This is a genomic window from Stenotrophomonas sp. YJH_SMC_80, from assembly GCF_059372495.1.
The window spans coordinates 67295-88843 of the sequence record NZ_JCAFVP010000002.1 but is presented as its reverse complement, the minus strand read 5'-3'; the positions used below and the strand labels follow the sequence as shown (position 1 = coordinate 88843).

The window sequence follows — 21549 nt, the reverse complement described above, 5'->3', positions numbered from 1 at the left end:
CGCTGGCCGGAAGATCCGGATGCCGGCCAGCGGCCGGCACTACCATCGGGTCAGATGTCGCGGTACTGGATCTGCGAAGCCAGTACCCGCAGGCCATCGGCATTGCTGGACAGGATGCGCTCTTCGCCGACACCTTTCTGCCGTTTCAGCTGGAAGCCCTGATCGGCAGGCAGCTGTGCGGCAATGGCGTCCATGCGTTGCAGGGCATCGGGGCCGCTGCAGTCGAAGTGGCCCCAGTGGGCGCCATCGCGGTGGATCTGCAATCGGTAGTTCATTGCGGTGTCTCCGGCAGATCCTGCAGCCAATGGTCGAACATCGCGGTGGCGGCCGCTGCCAGCGGTGCGCCATAGCGACGCGCCTGCGCACGCAGGTCGTTGGGATCGATGCCGGCCTGGGCCAGCTCCAGCGTGTGGCCGATCAGCCAGCGCTCGAACTGGCGGGCATCCAGTTCCGGGTGGCATTGCAGGGCCAATGCGTGGCTGCCGATGGCGAACGCCTGGTGACGGCAGGCCGGCGTGCTGGCCAGGCGGCGTGCGCCGGCCGGAAGTTCGAACGCCTCACCATGCCAATGCAGTACCGGAATGCCCTGCAGGGACTGCAGCGGAGAACGCTGGCCTTCATCGGTCAGCAGCAGTGGCGCAAAGCCGATTTCCTTGCCACCACTGGGAGCGACACTGGCACCGAGTGCGCGCGCCATCAGCTGTGCACCCAGGCAGATGCCGAGGGTAGGCCGCTGCCGCTGCAGCCGGCGCTGCAGCAGGGCAATGCTGTCGTTGACGAAGGGGTAGGTCCCTGTGTCATTGGCACTGATGGGACCGCCCAGCACGACCAGCAGGTCGGCGGTTTCGGCGTCATCGAGCGCATCGACGCCGGCCTGCAGCAACTGCAGCTGCCAGCCTTGCGCCAACAGCAGTGGCTGCAGGGTGCCGAGGTCTTCAAAGGCAACGTGCTGCAGGACAACCGCGTGCTTCATGCCGGGGCTCCGCTGTTCGGCCAGTAGAAGCTGTCCGGGGTGGCGCGGGCGCCGAAAATGGCCTGGCCGACGCGGACCACGGTGGCACCTTCCTCGATGGCCACTTCGAAATCACCGGACATGCCCATCGACAGCTGCGACAGGTCCAGGTCGGGCGGGGCGGTGCGTTGCAGCTGGTCGCGCAGTTCGCGCAGGCGCACGAAGCAGGCGCGCACGCGCTCGACGTCGGGGGTGAAGATGGCCAGGGTCATCAGGCCGCGCACGCGCAGGCGATCGAAGGCTGGCAGCTGTTGCACGAAGGCCTCGACCGCGTCGGGTTCCAGTCCGTACTTGCTGGGTTCGGCCGAGGTGTTGACCTGCACGAACACATCCAGGGTGCGCTCTTCCAGTTGCAGGCGCTGCTGCAGGGCCTCGGCTACGCGCAGGCTGTCCAGCGCCTGGAACTCGCTGGCAAAGCGTGCCACGTAGCGCGCCTTGTTGGTCTGCAGATGGCCGATCACCGACCAGTGCACGTCCAGGTCGGCCATCGCTTCGGCCTTGCGTTGCGCCTCCTGCACCTTGTTCTCGCCAAGTTCGTGGCAGCCTGCGGCCACCGCCATGCGGATGCGGGCTTCATCGACGGTCTTGCTGACCGGCAGCAGGCGCACGCTGGCCGGGTCCCGGCCGACGCGGGCGCAGGCATCGGCGATGCGTTGGCGCACCGTGACCAGGTTGGCGGCGATCTGTTCAACGGACTGGGCGACGGGCCAGTCGGCGGCGGCAAGGGGCATGCGGGCACCTCCAATGCAGGGCGGCCAGGGTGGGATACACTGGCACAGGACAAGAGATATTTTGGCATAGGACAAAATGAAAATCACCGGGCACAGTGCCGAGTCGATCTTCGACAGCATCCGTGAGGGCATCGGCGAGGGCCGCTTGCCGGCCGGCAGCGTGCTGCCGCCGGTGCGTGAACTGGCCGAGCAGCTGGGCGTGAACCGCAACACCGTGGCCGCTGCCTACAAGCGCCTGGATGCGGCGGGCCTGGCCAGCACGGCGGGCCGCCGCGGCACGGTGGTGCGTGGCCTGCCGCCGCCGCTGGCGCGCGAGGGCAGTACGCCCGGGCTGGCGCTGCAGGACCTGGCCGGTGGCAATCCGGATCCGCGCCTGCTGCCGAACCTGCGCCTGGCCCCGGCCGCACCGCGGCTGTATGGCGTGGGCACGGTCGACCCGAGGTTGCAGGCGCTGGCGCGCGCCTCGCTGGATGCGGACTGCCCGGCGGGTTATGCGCTGGAGCTGACCCATGGCGCGGTCGATGGCATTGAACGCCTGCTGGCGGCCTGGCTGCTGCCGGGGGATCGCATCGCGGTGGAGGATCCGTGCTTCCTCGGCAGCCTCAATGTGCTCAATGCCGTGGGCCACGCGCCGTTGCCGGTGGCGGTGGACGCGCATGGCATGCAGGTCGAATCACTTCGGCAGGCGCTGGAGGCCGGTGCACGCGCGGTGCTGCTGACCCCGCGTGCGCACAACCCGACCGGGGCCAGCCTGGATGCGAAGCGGGCACGGGCGTTGCGCCAGCTGCTGGCGGCCTACCCGCAGGTGGCGGTGCTGGTCGACGATCATTACGCGCTGCTTTCGCAGCAGGCCTACCACTCGGTATTGCCGCTGGATGGCCGGCGCTGGGCGCTGTTGCGTTCGTTGTCCAAACCGCTCGGCCCCGACCTGCGCCTGGCCTGGTTGGCCTGCGATGAAGAAACCGCGATGCGGTTGCGGCTGCGATTGGCGTCCGGCACCGGCTGGGTCAGTCATCTGCTGCAGGATGCGGCGACGTCGGTGCTGGCGTCGGCAACGCAGCGGGCGAAGATCGCCTCGGCAGGTGAGCGTTACCAGCAGCGCCTGCAGTCGCTGCAGGAGTTGCTGCGCGCGCGTGGCATGCCGACGCCGCTGCCAATGGAGGGATTGAACCTGTGGCTGCCGTTGTCGGCTGACAGCCATCCTCAGGTGCTGGCACTGGCTTCGCGCGGATGGCATGTGCGGGCGGGCGAAGTGTTCGCGGTGGCGGCGCCGGGACATGGCCTGCGCATCACCTGTGCGGCGCTGGGGACGACGCAGCTGCGGCAGCTGGCCGATGACCTGGCGGCCGTGTGTGGGGTGTAGCGTCGAGCATGGCTCGACGCTACAGAAGCCGATCAGGGCGCGGCGTTGGCGCCAGGGCGCACGTAGTAGGACTGGCCGCTGTCATCGACGAACATCAGCTCCGGCTTGCCCTGCCAGGAGGTGAGCATGGCGCCGGTGTTGTTCTGGTGCTTGACCATCAGGCTGGCGCCGCGATCCGGGTTGGCGACGACCTTGAATACTTCGGTAGTGCCGGTGGCATCGTCGAGGGTGAGCAGGGCTTCGCCGCCGCGGTCGCTGGTGCCATAACCACCACGCTCGGAACCGTCGGGGCCAAGCAGGATCAGGCCAGACAGGGCGGTGGCGCGCGGCCCCTGGGTGCGGCCCTGGCTGAGCGGGTCGGGGACCGGTGCGCCGAGGATCACCCGCGGCTGGCCGCTTGCATCGTGGATGACCAGGCCGCGTGCTTCGATGATGCGCTGTGGCGATTGGCTGCGATGCAGGTTCCAGGCGGTCCAGCCGGAAACAAGCAGGGCGAGGGTGGAGACCACCAGGGTGGTCAGCAGCAGCGCACGGGGCATCGGGTGGTCCTTCCTTGGATGTGCCGACGATAGCGGATGCAAAAGGGGATGGGTAGAGTCGACTGTCAGTCGACTGCTGTTCGATCAGATCACGGAGATTCCCGCGCTGGCGCGCGCAAGTCGACTGACAGTCGACTCTACCTCTACCTGCTCGACATCACCCAGTGGCCGTTACGCGGTGATTCCCGGCGTCAGTGGAAATCGCGGCTGTGGCTGCGCAGTCCCTGCAGCAGTTCATCCAGGCAATGCATGCGTTGCACGATGACGTGCTGGACGCCATCGACGCGTTCCAGGCGACCATCGATCTGCATCAGCTGGGTATCGACCAGCACCCGGTGCTGGCGATCGGCCAGGTGCCGCCAGACCACGGCGTTGACCATGCCGGTCTCATCCTCGAGCGTGAGGAAGGTGACACCGCTGGCGGTCTGTGGGCGCTGGCGCATGCGTACCAGGCCGGCGATGCGCACGCGACGGCCATGGCCATGGCCCGCCAGTTGCGCGGCATCCAGGCAGCCACGGCTGCGCAGCTGCGCACGCAGGAACGAGATCGGATGGCGGCCGAGGGTGGTGCCGGTGCTGCGGTAATCGGCCTGCATGTCCTCCCAGGCGCTGGGCAGGGGCAGTGGCACGCGGGCTTCGGCGGTGGCGCGGGCCTGGTCGAACAGCGGCAGCCGGTTTTCCACGCCGGAGATATCCCAGCGTGCACGATGGCGATGGCCACTGAGCCCACGCAACGCACCGGCATCGGCCAGCAGGCCCTGCTGGCGGCGGTCCAGGGCGGTGCGCTGGCACAGGTCGCCGACATCGTCGAACGGGCGCCGCGCACGTTCGCGCATGATGGCCTGCACGGCGGGTTCATTGCAGCCATCGACCAGGCGCAGGCCGAGCCGGATCGCCGCCGGCCCCTTGCTGAAATCTAGGGTGCAGTCCCAGTCGCTGTGGCGCACGTCCACCGGCAGCACGCGGATGCCGTGCCGGCGCGCGTCCTGCAGCAGCTGGTCGGGGCTGTAGAAGCCCAGCGGCTGGCTGTTGATCAGGCTGGCGGTGAACGCGGCGGGGTGATGGCATTTCAGCCAGCAGCTGTTATAGGTCAGCAGGGCGAAGCTGGCGGCGTGGCTTTCCGGGAAACCGTAATCACCGAAGCCCTTGATCTGCTCGAACAGATGCTCGCCGTACTCGCGGCTGAAGCCGTTCTTCAGCATGCCGGACAGCAGCTTCTCGCGATGCGGCTCCAAGCCGCCACGGCGTTTCCATGCGGCCATCGAGCGGCGCAGGGCATCGGCCTGGCCCGGCGTGTAGCCGGCCGCTTCCACCGCCAGCTGCATCACCTGTTCCTGGAACAGCGGCACGCCCAGCGTGCGTGCGAATACGCGTTCCAGCTGCGGTGGGTAGAGCGGGTTGTCCGGGTCGTTCAACGCGTCCGGTCCCTGTTCGCGCAGGATCCGGCGCCGCTCCAGATAGGGGTGCACCATGTCGCCCTGGATCGGGCCAGGGCGCACGATCGCCACCTCGATCACCAGGTCATAGAACGTGCGTGGCTGCATGCGCGGCAGCATCGCCATCTGGGCGCGCGATTCGATCTGGAACACGCCGATGGTGTCGGCGGCGCAGATCATGTCGAAGGTCTTTGCATCCTTGGGCGGGATCGCATCCATGCGTCCTTCATGCAGGCCGTGCTGCTTCAACATCGCCAGGCATTTGCGGATGGCGGTGAGCATGCCCAGCGCCAGGCAGTCGACCTTCATCAGGCCGGTGGCATCCAGATCGTCCTTGTCCCACTGGATGACGGTGCGGTCGGCCATCGCCGCGTTTTCCACCGGCACCAGGGTCGACAGCGGATGCTCGGAGATGACGAAACCGCCCGGATGCTGAGACAGGTGGCGTGGGAAGTCGATCAGCTCGGCGGTCAATGCCAGCAGCCGCCGCATCAAGGGCGTGTCCGGGTCGAAGCCGCGCTCGCGGAGGGTTTCCGGCAGCGGGATGCTGCCACCCCAGTGGTCCATCGCCGCGCCCAGTTCGTTGACCTGGTCCATCGGCAGGCCGAGCGCACGGGCGACGTCGCGGATCGCGCTGCGGCCACGGTAGCTGATTGCTACTGCGGTCAGTGCGGCGCGCTCGCGGCCATAGCGCTTGAACACGTACTGCAGCACTTCCTCGCGGCGCTCGTGCTCGAAGTCGATGTCGATGTCCGGCGGCTCATTGCGCTCGGCGGAGATGAAGCGTTCAAACAACAGATTGCTGCGCGCAGGATCGATCTCGGTCACGCCCAGCACAAAGCACACCGTCGAATTGGCCGCCGAGCCACGCCCTTGGCAGAGGATGTCCTGGCTGCGGGCGAAGCGCACGATGTCATGCACGGTAAGGAAGTAGGAGGCGTAGTTTTTCTCCCGGATCAACGCCAGCTCATGTTCGATCTGCTTGCGCTGTGCGTCCTTGATGCCTTCTGGCCAACGCCAGGGAATCTTTTCTTCGACCAGCTCGCGCAGCCAGCTGTCCGGGTCATGCCCCTCCGGCACCAGCTCGCGTGGATAGGTGTACTGCAGCTGTTCCAGGGTGAAGTGGCAGCGTTCGGCGATGCGCAGGGTCTCGGCCAGCAGTTCGGGCGGATACAGCTGGGCCAGCGCGGTACGCGGGCGCAGGTGGCGCTCGCCGTTGGGAAACAGGCGCCAGCCGGCTTCGGCCACGCTGCAGCGGTGGCGGATCGCGGTCAGCGTGTCCTGCAGGGCGCGGCGGCGTCGCACGTGCATGTGCACATCGCCACTGGCGACCAGCGGCAGGCGGTGGCGTTCGCCGAAGGCCTGCAGCTGCTGCAGGCGGCGTGCGTCGTCGTGTTCGTGGTGCAGTTCCACCGCCAGCCACAGCCGATCATTGAAGCCGGCGCGCAGCAGTTCCAGGTCGGTGGCGGCCGGTTGCCGGTCCAGCCACAGGCACAGCAGGCCGTCGGGCAGGCCGAGCAGGTCCTCGCGCAGGCAACGGTACTCGCCCTTGGCCGCGCGCCGCCGGCAGGTAGTGATCAACTGGCACAGCCCGGCATAGGCGGCCTGGTCGGTGCACAGCAGGGCCAGCTTGGGTCCGTCCTCGACCTGGAATTCGGCGCCGACGATCAGCGCCACGCCATGCGCCTTCGCCGCCTGCCAGGCACGCACGATGCCGGCCAGCGAGCATTCGTCGGTGATCGCCAACGCGCGGTAGCCCTGGCCGGCGGCGCGCGCGAACAGCTCTTCGGCGATCGAAGCACCACGCTGGAAACTGAAGGCCGACAGGCAGTGCAGTTCGGCGTAGCCGGGCAGTTCGCTGTGCATGGCGGCTCAGCCGAACCAGCCGTGCAGCATCCACGGCGCATGCGGATCGTTGCGCTCACGGAAAGCCCAGCCGCGCTGGCCGTGTGCGGTTTCCACCACGTAGTAGTCGCGGCGCGCGTCGGCCTGGTCCCACCAGCCCGATTCGATCCGCTCCGGCCCGGTGACGATGCGCAGCCGCGGATCACGCAGCGGTTGCGGAGTGTCCAGCAACCAGCCAGGGCGCAGCGGCCAGTACGACGGAGGCTTGGCCGCAGGCTGGCTGCCGCTGGCGCGTTCGGGGCGATGATCAGCCTGCACCGCCAGCGGCTGCACGGCGTCATCGCCCAGCCGCGCGCGCAGGCGCTCGCGCAGCTGGTTCCAGGGCATCGCCTGTGCCGGGCGGGTATCGAACAGGTCGCGCGCGGCGGGCACGAACGGTGGCAGCTGTTCGGCCTGCAGGCGCAGTGCGCGGCTGCCGGCCGGCAGGGCGAACGCTTCCATGCGGTTGCGCGCGATCTCGAACAGCAACGCGGGATCGCGTTCCGGTGCCAGCAGGCCGATGGTCAGCACGCTGGCCGGCAGCAGGTCGTGCTCGAAATGCAGGTCGAAGCGCTGCACGCCGCCATCGCGCGAACACAGGAACGCGGCCAGGTCCAGCAGCAGGCGACGCAGCGGGAACAACAGGGCCTGGCTGGATTCGATCTCGTACTCGAATTCGATGCGTGTATCGAAACGGTCCGGTGGCTGGTAGTAGCGCAGTGGCGCGGTGGGTAGCCCACGCAGTGCATCCAGCTGCTGCAGGACCTCGGGGGCAAAGCGCCGGGCCAGGCTGTCGCGCGGCAGCTCGAGCACTGTGCCCAGCGTGCGCAGGCCGGAGCGGCCGAGCACCGTCACCGCCTCGTTGGGCAGGCCGCAGCGCGGCAGGGGCAACTGCGCCAGCGCCGCCGGCAGTTGCTGTGCATCGATGCCGAGGCCGTCGTGGACGTTGGCCAGCACGCGCGCGGCATGTGGGGTAGGTGCGGCCACCAGACGGTGACGGAAGCCGAGTTCGTGCAGTTCGTTGCGCAGCCGCTGCTGGATCGTCAGCCAGTCACCGAACAGGGCGCGGCTGGCGCCGATCTCCAGCACCAGTGCATGCGGGAAATCGAGGCTGACCTGCGAGCTGTAGGCGTAGGCCCAGCTGGCCAGCAGCTGCCGGGTGTGCTGTTCGGCGTTGGGATCGTAATCGTGCAGGTGCATGTCCTGCACCAGCACCTGTGCAGCCGACAGCAGCATGCCCGGGCGCAGCCCCGCTGCGCGTGCCGATGGGCTGACCGCACGCAGTACGCGACGCTGTGCCGGCCCCTGCAGCAGCACCAGTGGGCGCTGCGGATCCGGCTGCAGGCGCAGCACGCTGTCCAGCGCCAGCTGCGGCAACAACAGGCAGGCCCAGTGCATGGCGCGGCCTCAGTGGGCGATGGCCAGCGGCAACGGCTGCGCCGGCGGCAGGCCGCCTCGGCACTTCAGCACCCGCACCTGGCCGTGGTCGAGCTGCAGGCGCAGGCTGGCCGGAGAGGGATTGCGCGCCGCCTGCGCCTCGCGGAACACGAAGCCCAGGCACTGGCCGCTGTCGGCGGCGACCTGCAGCCGGCGCAGGGCGCGATCGTCGGCCTGGTGTGGCCAGCACAGCACCGCCGCGCAGGCGGCAGAGCGCAGGCACTGCTCGGTGGCCCAGAGCGCCTGTTTCGGCGCTGCGTGGATGATCTGCAGCTGGGCCAGGTCCAGCCCGGCTGCCGCCCAGGCCGGGGCATGCGGGCGATAGGGCGGGGCGACCAGCACGATCGGGCGGTCACGCAGGCTCAGCTTGGCCAGCGCCGGCCAGACCAGCGCCAGCTCACCCACCCCGGGCGCCGCCTGCAGTACCTCGCACAGCCCGCTGGTGGGCCAGCCACCGCCGGGCAGGCGTGCGTCCAGTGCCGGGTGGCCGCTGGCCAGGTGGTCGCTGGCCGGCCCCTGGCGGGCCGGGCCGCGCCACAGCTGGCGCCCGTCCAGCAGCCGGTCGAGGGCGACGACGGCACCCATCAGCCGGCCCTCCAGGGGAGGCGCCGGGCGGGCTGGAAACGGCAGGAACGGGCGGAAACAGCGGGCATGGCGCGAGTATCGACGGGCCGGTATCAGGGGCTGAGACCAGACATGCTACTCGCCTTGTGAGTAGAATTACTAATAAAATCGGAGGGTCCGGTTTCAGGTTGCTGAAGGGGGGAAGGAGTGCCGACCAAGGTCAGCACCCACAGGCCCTGGTTACGGGCGCACCGGCAGCGCCACCGGGCGCAGCGGCGCGGCATCGCCGCCGCGGATCTTCAGCGGGCCGCCGATGAAGGCGAACTCGTAGACCTTGTCGCGGGCCAGTTCGTCCAGCGCCACCAGCTCGATGATCGGCGCGCCCTGCTGGGCCAGCAGGTAGGTGTGCAGCGGCACGTAGTCGTCGGACACCTCCGAGGGGAAGGTCTCGAAGCTGAGGTTGTCGGCACCGACGATCATCGCGCCGCTGTCCTCGACCAGGAAGCGTGCCGCGTCCAGACCCATGCCCGGCGGGTTGGCCATGTAGGCCTTGGGCTGTTCGAACAGGCGCATGCGGCCGGTGCGGATCAGCACCACGTCGCCCTGCTGCAGTTTCACCTTCTGGCGTGCCAGCGCATCCTTCAGGTCCTGGCGGGTGACGCGGTAGCTGTCAGGCAGCATGTCCACGCCCTTGGCGGCGGCCACGTCGATCAGCACGCCACGCGCGATCAGCGGCGGGAACTTCTCGATGCCGGTGACATTCCAGCCACGATCGCCGAGGTGCTTGTCGGCCTCGAAGCCGTTCCAGATCTTCCCGTGGATGCCGAAGTGGTTCAGCGCATCGATGTGGGTGCCGGTGTGGCTGTACATCGAGAATGCGGTGCCGGTGTAGCTGCGGGTGAGGTTCATTGTTTCGCCCACGCCCATCGGGTCGTCCATCACCGTGCCGCGCGGGGTGTGGGTCATCCAGAACTGGTAGTGCGGGTCGCCGGCATCCTGCCAGCTGGGCATGCCGACGTAGTATTCGGTGGCCAGGTCATAGGCCTTGCCGCCGCTGACCCGCGACAGGATCGCCGCACGCGAGGCCTCGGTGATCAGGTTGAGGCGGCCGATCTCGTCCTTCGGCCCCCAGGGGCTGGTGCCGACCTGCTGGTCGGAGGGAACGCGTTCGTGCGCGGACACGGTGGTGGAAGCGGCGGTGCCGGCCAGCAGCAGGGCCAGCGCGGTGGCCAGGGTACGTGGGGTCATGGGGAATCTCCTTGCAGGGTGGGGGGATGGTGCGGCTCAGGCCGCGACCAGGTGCGCCAGGGCCTGGCGCAGGTGTGGCAGCGGCAGGGTCTGCAGGCGCAGGCCGTTGCCGCCGATCACGGTGGGTATGGAACGGATGCCGAGGGCAGCGGCTTCGGCACGATCGGCCTGCACGCGCTGGCGCACTGTGTCGCTGCGCATGTGGTCAGCGAAGGCGCCACGTGGATGGCCCAGCGATTCGGCGATATCCAGCAGTACTTCGGCATCGCCGATGTTGCGGTGCTGGTGCAGGTGCGCCCACTGCACGGCATCGAACATCGCGCCATGGGCGTCGTTGCCACCAAGCATGCCGGCGGCCTGGCAGGCCAGTGCGCCGAGCCAGCCGGATGGATACTCGAAGTCCTGTGCGCGCATGCCTTCGATATCGATGCGCGCGGTGTCTTCATGCGCGGCGCAGTCGGTCCAGTGGCGCAGGATGATCGCTTTGGCGCGCTCCATCGAGCCGAACACCTCGACCATCTGCGCGCGCGAGTCCTGCAGCACGAAGCTGCGGTGGCGCACCTGGATGCCGAGTTCGGCCGAGACCTGCTGCAGGCGCGGGGCCAGCACGAAGCACCAGCCGCAGACCACGTCGTGGAAGAAATCGACCACCGGCGCGGCGGTGGCGGGGGAAGGAACGGAAGACATCTGCCTGCCATCGGTGAGAGGGGAGGCGGCAGATTAGGCAGCGCGGCGTGGCCGAAACAGCACGCCGCGGGCAGCTCAGTTTTCGCTGGCGGTTACGAATCCAGGCCAGCGCAGCCGGGCAGCTCGGCGTGCAGGAAATCGATGAACGCACGCACCTTGGGCTGCAGGTGGCGCGACGTGGGGTAGACCGCATGCACGAAGCGTGGCGGATAGCGGTGGTCGGGCAGCACCTGCTGCAGTTCGCCACGGGCCAGTGCCGGTGCCGCCAGGAACGAGGGCAGGGCGCCGATGCCCATGCCGGCCACCAGCAGGTCGCGCAGCAGCAGGCTGTTGTTGACGGTGACGCGCGCCGGCAGGGTGATCGTCACCTGGCCATCGGGGCCGAGCAGCGGCCAGCTGCCGGGCGAGTCGGACAGGCTGTAGGCCAGCACGCTGTGCGCCTGCAGATCGTCCACCGCCTGCGGTGCCGGATGCTGCCGCAGGTAGGACGGGGCCGCGCACAGCACCTGCTGCAGCGACGCCAGCCGGCGCGCCACCAGGCGTGAATCATCCAGCTCGGCACGCAGCCGCAGCGACACATCGAAACCCTCACCGACTGCATCGAGCAGGCGATCTTCCATCACCAGGTCCAGCGACAGCTGTGGATGCTGCTGCAGGAAGCGCGGCAGCAGCGGCGACAGCGTGCTCAGTGCGAACGACTGCGGCGCATTGACGCGCAGGCGCCCGGCCACGTCGCCGCGCTGTTCGGCGATGCCGCGTTCCAGCGCCTCCAGTTCGTCGAGCAGGCGGCAGCATTCGCGGTAATAGGCGTGGCCGGTTTCGGTCAGGCTCATGCGCCGCGTGGTCCGCTGCAGCAGTACCACGCCCAGATGCGCTTCCAGCGTGCGCAGCTGCTTGCTCAGGCCGGCCGGCGACATGCCCAGGTCTTCGGCAGCGCGGGCCAGCCCGCCGCGTTCGACGATGCGGCGGAAGGCACGCATCAGGTTGAAGGAATCCATGCCGGCCCCGGGCGCGATGAGGGCGCCATTGTAGAGCCGCGCCATGCGTGGATGTGGGAAACGCGGCGCCGACCAAGGTCGGCGTCTACCCGGTGCGTGCGGGTTGCGTCGTTTGTTCAAGCCAGCACCCCATACGCGGCGCCAGCATGCAGGCCCCTCACTTTCCGGGTTGCCCATGAAGCACTGGATGCTCCGCCTGTATGCCCCGCTGTTCCTGCTGGGCTTCGTTGCCACTGCCGTCGTCTGGGTCGGCCATTGCCACGGTGATCCGTTGTGGCTGCTGGCCTTGCTGGCGGCCGCCATCGCGGTCTCGTTCGCCGCCGAGCGTGCCTGGCCGTACGACCCCGCGTTCAACCACGACCACGGCGACAGCCTGCGTGACACCCTGCATGCACTGGTCAACGAAAGCCTGAACCTGCTGTCGATCGCGGCGGTGCCGCTGCTGGCGGCAATCATTCCGTGGCAGTTGTGGCCGGTGCAGTGGCCATTCGCGCTGCAGGTGCTGCTGGCCATCGTCTGCGCTGATCTCGGCATCACCCTGGTGCACTACGCCAGCCATCGCATCGGCTGGTTGTGGCGGCTGCATGCGGTGCACCACAGCGTCACCCGCATGTACGGCTTCAACGGGCTGATGAAACACCCGCTTCACCAGGCGGCCGAAGCGGTGGGCGGCGTGCTGCCGCTGCTGCTGTTGGGCCTGCCGATGCCGGTGGCTGCGGTGCTGGCTTTCGCCATTGCCATCCAGCTGCTGCTGCAGCACTCCAACGTTGACATGCGTCCCGGCGTGCTCGGCCGGGTGATGGCCTGGGCGCCGCTGCACCGCTTCCACCACATGCGTTACGGCACCGCTGGCGACGTCAACTTCGGCCTGTTCCTGACCGCCTGGGACCATCTGCTGGGGACCGCCTTCGATGCGCCGGGTTATCGGCTGCAGCAACGCGACCTTGGCATCGGCAGCCAACCGGACTATCCGCGCGATTATCCGGGCCAGCTGCTGGCGCCGTTCCGCGAACTGCCGCATGGCGAGGTGCCGGAGCTGCCGGAAGGCCTGCGCAGGCGCGAATGATCGAACATGTCAGGCCGCGTGCAGCTGCAGGCCCTGCAGCTGCGCGGCACCGATGCCGAACATGCGGCGCAGGCTGCGTGACAGATGGGCCAGATCGGCGAATCCAGCGGCATGCGCACTGTCGGTCAGGCTGTGCCCGCGCAGATGATGCATGAGCGCGTTGCGCAGCCGTTGCCACAGCACCCAGCCGCGCAGGGTCACCGCCAGCTCGGACTGGAAACGCCGGTGCAGCTGGCTGGTCGACAGGTGCGCCGCCTCGGCGATATCGGCGGCCGGCACCGGGCCGGGCAGGTGCTGGGCAATACGGGCCAACGCCGCCTGCACGCGGCGGTCCAGCGGTTGCGGGCGGCTCAGTCGTGGCAGCCAGTCGTGCAGTTCCAGCACGTTGCCCGGCAGTACGTGTAGGTGCTGCTGGATCTGTGCGGGATCGGCATGCGCGGGTTCGAGGAACACCGTGCAGCCTGCTTCCGGCGCCGACAGGATCGCGTGCGTCTGGAAGGAGGGCAGCCACAGCCTTTGGCCCTGCTGCCGTACGCCATCGACTTCGATCTGCCAGGGCGTACCGTCGCTCAACAGCAGTTGATGGGCGTAGTGCGCATGCGAGGCGCTGTCACCGGCATGGCCGTGAAGCACGGCGGCGTGCGCATCCAGCAGCAACGTGCCATTCCAGGGCAGGGCAGGGGAGGACATGGAGGGATTGTAGATCCACGCCATGCGTGGATGAATCTCCATCGAAATCGATCAATTCGACGATTGATCGAAGAGCATCCACGCATGGCGTGGATCTACTGCAGATTGCGGCGAATTGTCGAAGGCGGGGTGGGTCCGGTTGCGGGGGCGTGAGCGCCATGGATGGCGCGACCGAGCCTCCAGGGACGGATTCACGGCGTCCCCCGCAACCGGACCCACCCCGCCATCCCACAGGAAGCCCGCTTTTGCTTCGGCTGTTGCTTCTGAGGTTGCCGGCCAGCGGCCGGCACTACCGCGGGTGCCGGGCGCACCCTCACCGCCCGTGCGGGTCGGGCCGGTGATGCACGTACTCGACCACCGTCCCATCGGGATGTACCGCGTTGAACGCCGCCCCGGTCGGTACCACCTGCAACGGGAAGATGATCTCGGCGCCAGCCGCGACCAGCTTGTCGTGATAGGGCCGAACGTCATCGACCAGCAGTGTCCCCGTGGTCGAAGTGAACGGCGCCAGCGCCGCCTCGCTGCCCTCGATCAACAGGAACGCCCCGACCATCGCCAGACGCAGGCCGGCCTCCGGAAACGGGAACCCCGCATCGGCCACCACGCCCTGCAGCTGCTCGTAGAACGCCACGCTGCGCTCCAGCTCACCGGGGGCCACGAACACCCGGATCAGCACGCGCGGCGCGCGCTGGCTGGACGTATCGCAGCGGTCACGCCAGAGATGGTCGAAGTCGCGGTGGACGGTCATGGGCTCGGTTCGTGGCCAGGGATCTCCATTATCGGCAGGCCCGCGCGGCGCACTGATGACCGCCAGTGATGGCCTGATAACCGCTGGCCGGGTTGCCCCTGTGACTTAGGTCCTGTTGACAGGTGTGAACGCCCTCGCACAATCTTCACAGGATTGGGTCGCCCTGCGCGGCCCGGGCAGGCAGGTTGTCACGCCGGGAGGAGGGTCCCGCGCGCAGACCGGCCCGTCCATCGGCCTGCGGGACGTTGCCTGGCAACCCCTGCGCGGCATGAACGCTGCACCCTTCGGCGGCACTTTCCCTGGACCGATTGCCTTGGCAACGGAATTACGCCTGCCGATGAAAACGTTTACAAAGCCGCTTGCACTGTCCCTGGCCCTGTCTGCCGCACTGGCCGCCCCGGCCTGGGCCGACCCTGCCGCGTTCACTGTGCTGACCCTGGAACAGGCCCCGACCGCCGAGGCGATGCCGGCCCTGGCCGCCCAGCTGAAGACCCTGCAGGTGGACGCGGTGAGCGTGCGCCAGGTGCAGCGCGGCATCGGCCAGGTCGATCCGCTGCAGGTGCTGGCCGATGGCCTGGGCTATGAGTACCGCTTCATTGCTGCCGGCAAGGACGATGGCCAGACCCAGCGCGGCCAGGCAGTGCTGACCCGGCTGCCGATCGCCGCTGAATCCGGCCCCGACCAGCCGGGCCTGAACTACCTGCGCCTGGACGATGGCCGCCACACCGTGGCGGTCTATACCGATGCCGGTGCAGGTGCGGCGCAGCTGCCGGCGCTGGTCACCCGTTCGCGGCTGGGTGCACCGGCGGTGCTGCTCGGCGCGGTGGCCGGTGAATCGGCCAAGGCCGCAGGCTTCGATCCGGCGCGTGTCGCGCTGGAAGCCGATGCCAGCTATTTCAGCGATGGCTTCCAGGCCGCCAGCAGTGCGCCGTTCAAGGTGGAAGGCAGTACCCTGCGCGCCACCCTGCTGACCCTGGCTTACGCCGCCGACACGCATGGCGACAGGCCGTGGATGGACACCACCCTCAACGCCGACGCGCGCGCTGCGCTGCTGCTGAAGGCGATGACCGAGGATGAGAAGTTCCAGATGCTGCACAGCTACTTCGGGCTGGGCAAGGACGGTGGCCCGCTGCCGGAAGGCGCAGTCGGTTCGGCCGGTTTCGTGCCGGGCGTGGCGCGGTTGGGCATTCCGTCGCAGCAATCGGCCGATGCCGGCGTCGGCGTGACCAATCCGGGTGGCATCCGCCCGGGCGATTTCGCCACGGCGATGCCGTCGGGCCCGTCCACCGCATCGAGCTGGAACCGTGAAGTCGCCTTCGCCGGTGGCGCCACGATGGGCCGCGAGGCATGGCAGCAGCGCTTCAACATCCTGCTGTCGGGCAGCGTCAACCTGCAGCGCGACCCGCGCAACGGCCGCAACTTCGAATATGCCGGTGAAGATCCGCTGCTGGCCGGCTCGATGGTTGGCGCGCTGATCCAGGGCGTGCAGAGCCAGCACGTGATCTCCTCGATGAAGCACTTCGCGCTGAACGACATGGAGACCCGCCGCAACTTCCACGACGTGCGCATCGGCGAACAGGCCATGCACGAGTCGGACCTGCTGGCCTTCGAGATCGCGCTTGAAGCCGGTCGCCCCGGTGTGGCGATGTGCTCGTACAACAAGATCAACGGCACCTACGGCTGCGAGAACGGCTACCTGATGAACCAGGTGCTGAAGCAGGAATGGAAGTTCCCCGGTTTCGTGATGTCCGACTGGGGTGGCGTGCACAGTGGCTCGAAGGCGGCGCTGGCCGGCCTCGATCAACAGTCGGCCGGTGAAGTGTTCGACGCGGCGGTGTTCTTCGACGAACCGCTGCGCCTGGCCGTGCACGGTGGCGTGGTGCCGCAGGCGCGCCTGAACGACATGGTGGCGCGCATCCTGCGCACGATGTTCCTGCATGGCAACTTCGACAACCCGCCGCAGCACCAGAAGGTCGATGCCGAGGCCGGTTTCGCCGTCGCCCAGCGTACGGTGGAAGAAGGCAGCGTGCTGCTGCGCAATGAGGGCAACCTGCTGCCGCTGGCCGACAGCGTGAAGCACATCGTCATCATCGGCGGCCATGCCGACAAAGGCGTGATCGGTGGCGGTGGTTCGTCGATGGTGGGCGTGACCGCCAAGGGCACCAATGCGGTGCCGGGCGTGATGCCGACCACCTGGCCGGGCCCGGTGATCTTCCACCCGTCCTCGCCGCTGGAATCGCTGCGTGCGGCGCGCCCGGACGCGACCATCGAGTATGTGGACGGGACCAATGCCGCCGCTGCGGCCAAGGCCGCCGCGCAGGCTGACGTGGCCATCGTGTTCGCCACCCAGTGGGCCGCCGAATCGGTGGACCTGCCGGACATGCAGCTGCCGGACAACCAGGATGCCCTGATCTCGGCAGTGGCCAAGGCCAACCCGAAGACCGTGCTGGTGCTGGAAACCAACGGCCCGGTGCGCACGCCGTGGCTGGCGCAGGTGCCGGCGATGCTGCAGGCCTGGTACCCGGGCATCCGTGGTGGCGAAGGCATCGCCGCGCTGCTGACCGGCCAGGCCAATCCGTCCGGCCGCCTGCCGGTGACCTGGGTGACGGACGAATCGCAGCTGCCACGCCCGCACATCGACGGCCTCGGCTTCAAGCCGGCCAAGCCGTTCGGTGATGTGTTCGATTTCGATATCGAAGGCGCCAACGTCGGCTACAAGTGGATGGCGGCCAAGGGCCTGACCCCGACCTTCGCCTTCGGCCACGGGCTGTCCTACACCTCGTTCACCTATGAAAATCTGAAGGTGAGCGTGGAGGGCTCGCGCCTGGTCGCCAGCGTCGACATCCGCAACACCGGCAAGCGTGCCGGTGCCGACGTGGCCCAGCTGTACCTGAAGCTTCCGGCTGGCAGCACCACACCGATCCGCCTGATCGGCTATGACAAGGTGAACCTGCAGCCGGGCGAACAGCGCCGCATCCGCATCGAAGCCGAGCCGAAGACCCTGGCCCACTACGATGCACAGGCGCGCCAGTGGAAGATCGACAGCGGCACCTACCAGGTGCAGCTGTCGCGCAATGCGGCCGAGCCGCTGCAGACGGTGGACGTGCAGCTGGTAGAGCAGGTGCTGCGCTGATACTGCGGGTTGTTGATGCTTGAAGGAACGGCCCCGAAAGGGGCCGTTTCTGTTTGTGGGGTGCCGCTGCGCTCGCCGGGCCATGCCCGGCGGACGATGGAACAGCAGGCGCCGGGGCGGATAGTCATGTCGCTTCTGCCACTGGAGGTCAATTGCCGGTCAGCCAATACTGGAAGGCTGGCGCAGGAGAGCCAGCGAATGATCGCGAGCGCATGGGAATTCAAACGGTTGTGTGAAAACGAGTCGGATACCTCGTTCGCTTTGCGGCACGCTGACGATCAGACGTGGCGCGATATCCTGTCGACCTATCCGGAGCTGGCGCGTTGCGTTGCCGGAAACAAAACGATTCCCCTAGCCATCATCGAGCAGTTGGCTGCCAGCGATGACGTAGATGTCCGCTGGAAAATTGCGAGCAAGCGCCGGCTGGATCCAGCATTGATGTCACGCCTTGCAAGGGATTCCGATGCAAGCGTCCGTCACCGAATCGCCTGCAATCCAAAGGTATCCAGGGAGGTCCTGGAGCTGCTAACGGGTGACCCTGACGAGATGGTGGCGGCGTCAGCCCAGCGAAGGCTGCAGCAGGTGTGATCTCGAGCCGAGCAGCACGGAGCGCACTCACTCGGTCAACTCAGTGTCAGTGCCAATTCAAGCGAGTGCTACGAGGATCGAACAATGAACAAGATCTTTGAGGAACACGTTTCAGACGCTCAGGCGAGCATGGTTCGACTCGCGCTCGATTATGCCGGTGCGACGCCTGACGAAGTATTCATCTTCGTTGCGAGTGAAGATGGGATTTCAATGTTTGATTTCTTCTACAGACTTAACGGTTCTGTGGTGGAGAAGGAACAGCTGAATGACGTCCGAAAATCTGGAGGTGGGATGTATGACTCGTTGAATGAGAGCTTGGCTTGGGTGCTTGATGCTGGGCTGGATGAAATAGATGCGCTTGAAGAAAAGTGCAATGAGTTCGGCGCTGAGATGCCTACTGAGATCCGCATTCACTACGTTGTGGGGAGCAATGAGATGCGGGCGAAAATGTCGTATGAACCAAAGTTCTCACACAGTGACGATCTGACACCGGGGAGTTTGTTCGATAGCTGGGTTGGCGATGTTCGTGGAGGCTCGTACCCTCTGTAACTTCACTGCGGCCTGGCGATTGGCCGCAGGAGGCTACCCGCGCCCGCTTTCAGACCACCCGCGCAGGAAATCGATCAGCTGCCGCACCTTCGGTGAGGGCTGCGTGCTGTGCGGGTAGACCGCGTATACGCTCTGCTGCGGGAAGCGGTGCTGGCGCAGCACCGGGCGCAGCCGGTCCTGGGCCAGGTCGTCCTCGATCAGCCAGCGTGGCAGCACGGTGACCCCGGCGCCGGCCACGGCGAAGGCACGCAGGCTGCTGGCACCATCTACGCGCACCACCGCATTGCCCGGGTTGGTGGCAAACAGGGCGTCGCTGCCATCCGGCGCCACCACCGGCACGTCGGCCAGGCGCGGGTAGCCGAGGCGGGGCAGGGTGCCCAGCTGCACGGGGTCGTCGGCAGCATCGGCAGAGGGCAGGCGTGCCAGCAGGGACGGAGCCGCCACGGGGCACAGTGGATGGCGTTCCAGTTCGCTGGCGTGCAGGCCCGAATCCGGCAGACGGCCAAGACGGATCGCCAGGTCGAAGCGCTCGGGAATCAGGTCCGCCGGCGCGGGAGACGTGGACAGGTGCAGCTGCAGCGCCGGGTGCCGCGCACGGAACGCCTCCAGCGCAGGAATCAAGCGTAGCTGGGCGTACTCCGGCGTGGTGGTCAGGCGCAGCACGCCCTGAAGCTGGTGCTGGTCGCGGCGCGCGGCATCGATCGCTGCCTGTGCGGCGTCCAACGCCTGCACGCAGTGCTGCAGGAACTGTTCGCCGGCCTCGGTCAGGGCCAGGTGGCGGGTGCTGCGCAACAGCAGGGTCACGCCCAGCTCCTGCTCCAGCCGCTTCAGGTTGAAGCTGACCACCGCGCGGCTGAAGCCGAGCCGATCGGCTGCTGCGGTGAGGCTGCCGGCCTCGACCACGGCGCGGAAGATATCGAAGCGATCGAGGCTGACCATGGCAATTCATTGTCAAATTGGATTTGACAGTGTTGCAGTTGCTGTCGTGTTTTTCCAACAAGGCCCGCACGGCATGCTGGCCGCTTCCCTGCTGGAGCGCCGCCGATGCCGTCCCCCCGCCTGCGCCATGAGGCGATCTTCCTGCTGGTGTTCGCCCTGGATCTGGTCAACATGTTCATCGCCACGGTGGCCTATCCGGCATTGGCAGCGGAGCTGCACGCCGATATCAGCACCCTGGCCTGGGTGGGCACCGCCTACATGCTGGGCCTGAGCGTGGTGATTCCGCTGGCACCCTGGTTGGCCGCGCGCTGTGGTGAGCGTCGCCTGCTGCTGGTGGCGTTGCTGTTGTTCGCGGTTGCCGCTGTGCTGGCCGGCGCCGCACCGGGTATCGGCTGGCTGCTGGGCTGGCGCCTGCTGCAGGGGCTGGCCGGTGGCCTGCTGATTCCGGTGGCACAGGCGGCAGCGTACCGACAATGCACGTCCGACCAGCGTGGCGCGCTGACCCGCCGCATCCTGCTGGTGGCGCTGCTGGTGCCGGCACTGGCGCCGGCGCTGGGCGGGTTGCTGGTGCAGTGGTTGTCCTGGCGCGGCGTGCTCTGGGCCAGTCTGCCGTTGGCGGTGGTGGCGATCGGCCTGGTGCTGGCCTGGATGCCGGCCGATGGCGCGCGCAGTGCGCCGCGCCTGCAGGCCTATGCGCTGTCTACCGCGATGCTGGCGCTGGGCGCGTTGCTGCTGGCGCTGACCTGGCTGGGCGAGTCCGGACATCGCGGTGCCGGTGCCGTGTTGCTGCTGGTCGCGCTGCTGCTGGCGGCGGCCCACCTGCGGCACGCACGTCGGCAGGCGCAGCCCCTGCTGCGCTGGTCGCTGCTGTCCCATCGCGGGCTGCGCCTGGCAATGCTGGTGTATCTGGCAGTGCCGGGTGTGTTCATCGGCAGCCAGTTGGTCAGTACCCTGCAGCTGCACCAGGCCGGTTACAGCGCGGCACGCATCGGCGCGTTGATGCTGCCCTGGGCGCTGGCCTCGGCCATTGCGATCACGGCCAGCAAGCGCCTGCTGGCGCGCTTCGGCCCGGCCACGGTACTGCGTATGGGCATGCTCCTGCAGGCCAGCGGCCTGCTGTTGATGGCGATGCTGCCGCAGCCGGCCTTCGCGTTGGCCGGGCTGCTGTTCGCGCTGATGGGCGCCGGCGGCAGCCTGTGCAGCAGCACCGCGCAGACGCTGGCGTTCCATGGGGTCGAGGGCGAAGCATTGGGCGATGCCAGTGCACTCTGGAACCTCAACCGCCAGCTCAGCTTCTGCCTGGGCACCGCGGCCATCGCGATGGTGCTGGCACTGGCCATGCAATGGCTGCCGACCCATGCCACCGGCATGGCGCTGGGTCTGGCCGCGGTACTGACCCTGCTGCCGATGGCGCTGCTGCGCCGGCCGCAGTTGCTCACCCTTTCGCAACCGGAGAACATCTGATGGATACCACCGCAGAACATGAAATCCACCACCTGCACGACAAGCTGCAGGCCTGGTTCCGTGCCGATGTCGGCGCCGATGCGCTGGAGGATCTGATGGCGCACTTCAGCGCGGACTTCAGCATGGTCGGCATCGCGGGTCGCAGGCTGGACCGGAATGCCGTGCAGGCACTGTTCGCGGGTGCCCATGGCGCGCGTCCAGGGCTGCAGATTTCCATCGAAGCCGTGCAGGCGGTGGATGCGCTGTCACCGCTGGCGGTGCTGCGCTATCGCGAAGGGCATTCGCTCTATGGCGGCCAGCCCACATGGCGAGAGTCGCTGGCGGTGCTGCGCCAGGAGCAGGGGCGTTGGCGTTGGCTTGCGTTGCACGAAGTGCCGATGGCCTGACCGGTAGTGCCGGCCGCTGGCCGGCAACCGCGTAACGCGCCCCAGGATCATGAAGTTGCCGACCAGCGGCCGGCACTACCGGTCGTT

General features: G+C 67.8%; 20 protein-coding genes. 7 read left to right on the top strand and 13 right to left on the bottom strand.

The window, feature by feature from the left end:
• Positions 1 to 50 precede the first annotated feature (50 nt).
• The 3 genes from AC5P99_RS03350 to AC5P99_RS03340 are packed head-to-tail and all read right to left on the bottom strand — an operon-like array spanning position 51 to position 1743.
• Positions 51 to 275: a hypothetical protein gene (locus AC5P99_RS03350; RefSeq protein ID WP_005410058.1), complete on the bottom strand. Its 225-nt coding sequence runs from the start codon at positions 273 to 275 to the stop codon at positions 51 to 53.
• Complete coding sequence (locus AC5P99_RS03345; RefSeq protein WP_099474597.1) at positions 272 to 973, bottom strand: glutamine amidotransferase; 702 nt, start codon at positions 971 to 973, stop codon at positions 272 to 274. Before AC5P99_RS03345 ends, AC5P99_RS03350 begins: the two co-directional genes overlap by 4 nt.
• A complete protein-coding gene (locus AC5P99_RS03340; RefSeq protein WP_464049855.1) occupies positions 970 to 1743 on the bottom strand; it encodes a YggS family pyridoxal phosphate-dependent enzyme in 774 nt (257 codons plus the stop codon). The genes AC5P99_RS03345 and AC5P99_RS03340 overlap by 4 nt, the downstream gene beginning before the upstream one ends.
• A 76-nt stretch (positions 1744 to 1819) precedes the next feature.
• On the opposite strand from AC5P99_RS03340, the gene ptsJ reads away from it, so the two are divergent.
• A complete protein-coding gene (gene ptsJ, locus AC5P99_RS03335) occupies positions 1820 to 3106 on the top strand; it encodes a MocR-like B6 salvage transcription factor PtsJ (protein ID WP_005413790.1) in 1287 nt (428 codons plus the stop codon).
• 32 nt (positions 3107 to 3138) lie between these two features.
• Here ptsJ and AC5P99_RS03330 read toward each other — a convergent pair whose 3' ends face one another.
• The 7 genes from AC5P99_RS03330 to AC5P99_RS03300 form a co-directional block, all read right to left on the bottom strand.
• Positions 3139 to 3645, bottom strand: coding sequence for a hypothetical protein (locus tag AC5P99_RS03330; protein ID WP_005410054.1), 507 nt, complete (start codon positions 3643 to 3645; stop codon positions 3139 to 3141).
• A 191-nt stretch (positions 3646 to 3836) separates the two neighbouring features.
• Positions 3837 to 6947, bottom strand: coding sequence for an error-prone DNA polymerase (locus AC5P99_RS03325; RefSeq protein WP_187757574.1), 3111 nt, complete (start codon positions 6945 to 6947; stop codon positions 3837 to 3839).
• Positions 6948 to 6953: 6 nt separating this feature from the next.
• On the bottom strand, positions 6954 to 8363 hold the full coding sequence (locus AC5P99_RS03320) for a Y-family DNA polymerase (protein ID WP_111687426.1): 1410 nt from the start codon (positions 8361 to 8363) through the stop codon (positions 6954 to 6956).
• Positions 8364 to 8372: 9 nt separating this feature from the next.
• Positions 8373 to 8987, bottom strand: a complete 615-nt coding sequence (gene imuA / locus AC5P99_RS03315; protein WP_005413787.1) for a translesion DNA synthesis-associated protein ImuA — start codon at positions 8985 to 8987, stop codon at positions 8373 to 8375.
• A gap of 219 nt (positions 8988 to 9206) precedes the next feature.
• On the bottom strand, positions 9207 to 10214 hold the full coding sequence (locus tag AC5P99_RS03310; RefSeq protein WP_164221541.1) for a cyclase family protein: 1008 nt from the start codon (positions 10212 to 10214) through the stop codon (positions 9207 to 9209).
• Positions 10215 to 10250: 36 nt separating this feature from the next.
• A complete protein-coding gene (locus tag AC5P99_RS03305) occupies positions 10251 to 10901 on the bottom strand; it encodes a DsbA family oxidoreductase (RefSeq protein ID WP_123958699.1) in 651 nt (216 codons plus the stop codon).
• Positions 10902 to 10993: 92 nt separating this feature from the next.
• The gene (locus tag AC5P99_RS03300) at positions 10994 to 11944 is read right to left on the bottom strand and encodes a LysR family transcriptional regulator (RefSeq protein ID WP_197572955.1); all 951 of its coding nucleotides are present in this window, start codon (positions 11942 to 11944) and stop codon (positions 10994 to 10996) included.
• Between the two features lie 142 nt (positions 11945 to 12086).
• Between AC5P99_RS03300 and AC5P99_RS03295 the strand changes: the two genes are divergently transcribed.
• A complete protein-coding gene (locus AC5P99_RS03295; protein WP_227843662.1) occupies positions 12087 to 12965 on the top strand; it encodes a sterol desaturase family protein in 879 nt (292 codons plus the stop codon).
• 9 nt (positions 12966 to 12974) lie between these two features.
• Here the strand turns inward: AC5P99_RS03295 and AC5P99_RS03290 are convergent, their stop codons facing one another.
• Together AC5P99_RS03290 and AC5P99_RS03285 are read right to left on the bottom strand one after the other, a co-directional pair.
• The gene (locus AC5P99_RS03290) at positions 12975 to 13679 is read right to left on the bottom strand and encodes an AraC family transcriptional regulator (RefSeq protein ID WP_099604920.1); all 705 of its coding nucleotides are present in this window, start codon (positions 13677 to 13679) and stop codon (positions 12975 to 12977) included.
• A gap of 289 nt (positions 13680 to 13968) precedes the next feature.
• Positions 13969 to 14403 carry a VOC family protein gene (locus AC5P99_RS03285; protein ID WP_021204492.1) on the bottom strand — a complete coding sequence of 145 codons (435 nt, stop codon included), beginning with the start codon at positions 14401 to 14403 and terminating at the stop codon, positions 13969 to 13971.
• Positions 14404 to 14740: 337 nt separating this feature from the next.
• Here AC5P99_RS03285 and AC5P99_RS03280 point away from each other — a divergent pair, with 337 nt between their 5' ends.
• From AC5P99_RS03280 to AC5P99_RS03270, 3 genes are all read left to right on the top strand, one after another.
• Positions 14741 to 17536, top strand: a complete 2796-nt coding sequence (locus AC5P99_RS03280; RefSeq protein WP_099604921.1) for a beta-glucosidase family protein — start codon at positions 14741 to 14743, stop codon at positions 17534 to 17536.
• Positions 17537 to 17545: 9 nt separating this feature from the next.
• Positions 17546 to 18124, top strand: a complete 579-nt coding sequence (locus AC5P99_RS03275; protein ID WP_262091266.1) for a hypothetical protein — start codon at positions 17546 to 17548, stop codon at positions 18122 to 18124.
• 84 nt (positions 18125 to 18208) lie between these two features.
• Positions 18209 to 18673 carry a hypothetical protein gene (locus tag AC5P99_RS03270; protein ID WP_099604922.1) on the top strand — a complete coding sequence of 155 codons (465 nt, stop codon included), beginning with the start codon at positions 18209 to 18211 and terminating at the stop codon, positions 18671 to 18673.
• A 33-nt stretch (positions 18674 to 18706) separates the two neighbouring features.
• Here the strand turns inward: AC5P99_RS03270 and AC5P99_RS03265 are convergent, their stop codons facing one another.
• The gene (locus AC5P99_RS03265) at positions 18707 to 19612 is read right to left on the bottom strand and encodes a LysR family transcriptional regulator (RefSeq protein WP_322534314.1); all 906 of its coding nucleotides are present in this window, start codon (positions 19610 to 19612) and stop codon (positions 18707 to 18709) included.
• Between the two features lie 105 nt (positions 19613 to 19717).
• On the opposite strand from AC5P99_RS03265, the gene AC5P99_RS03260 reads away from it, so the two are divergent.
• Positions 19718 to 21076: an MFS transporter gene (locus tag AC5P99_RS03260; RefSeq protein ID WP_262233645.1), complete on the top strand. Its 1359-nt coding sequence runs from the start codon at positions 19718 to 19720 to the stop codon at positions 21074 to 21076.
• Entirely contained in the window at positions 21076 to 21462 is a 387-nt protein-coding gene (locus AC5P99_RS03255; RefSeq protein WP_262091263.1) for a DUF4440 domain-containing protein, read from the top strand. Before AC5P99_RS03260 ends, AC5P99_RS03255 begins: the two co-directional genes overlap by 1 nt.
• Positions 21463 to 21549 lie beyond the last annotated feature (87 nt).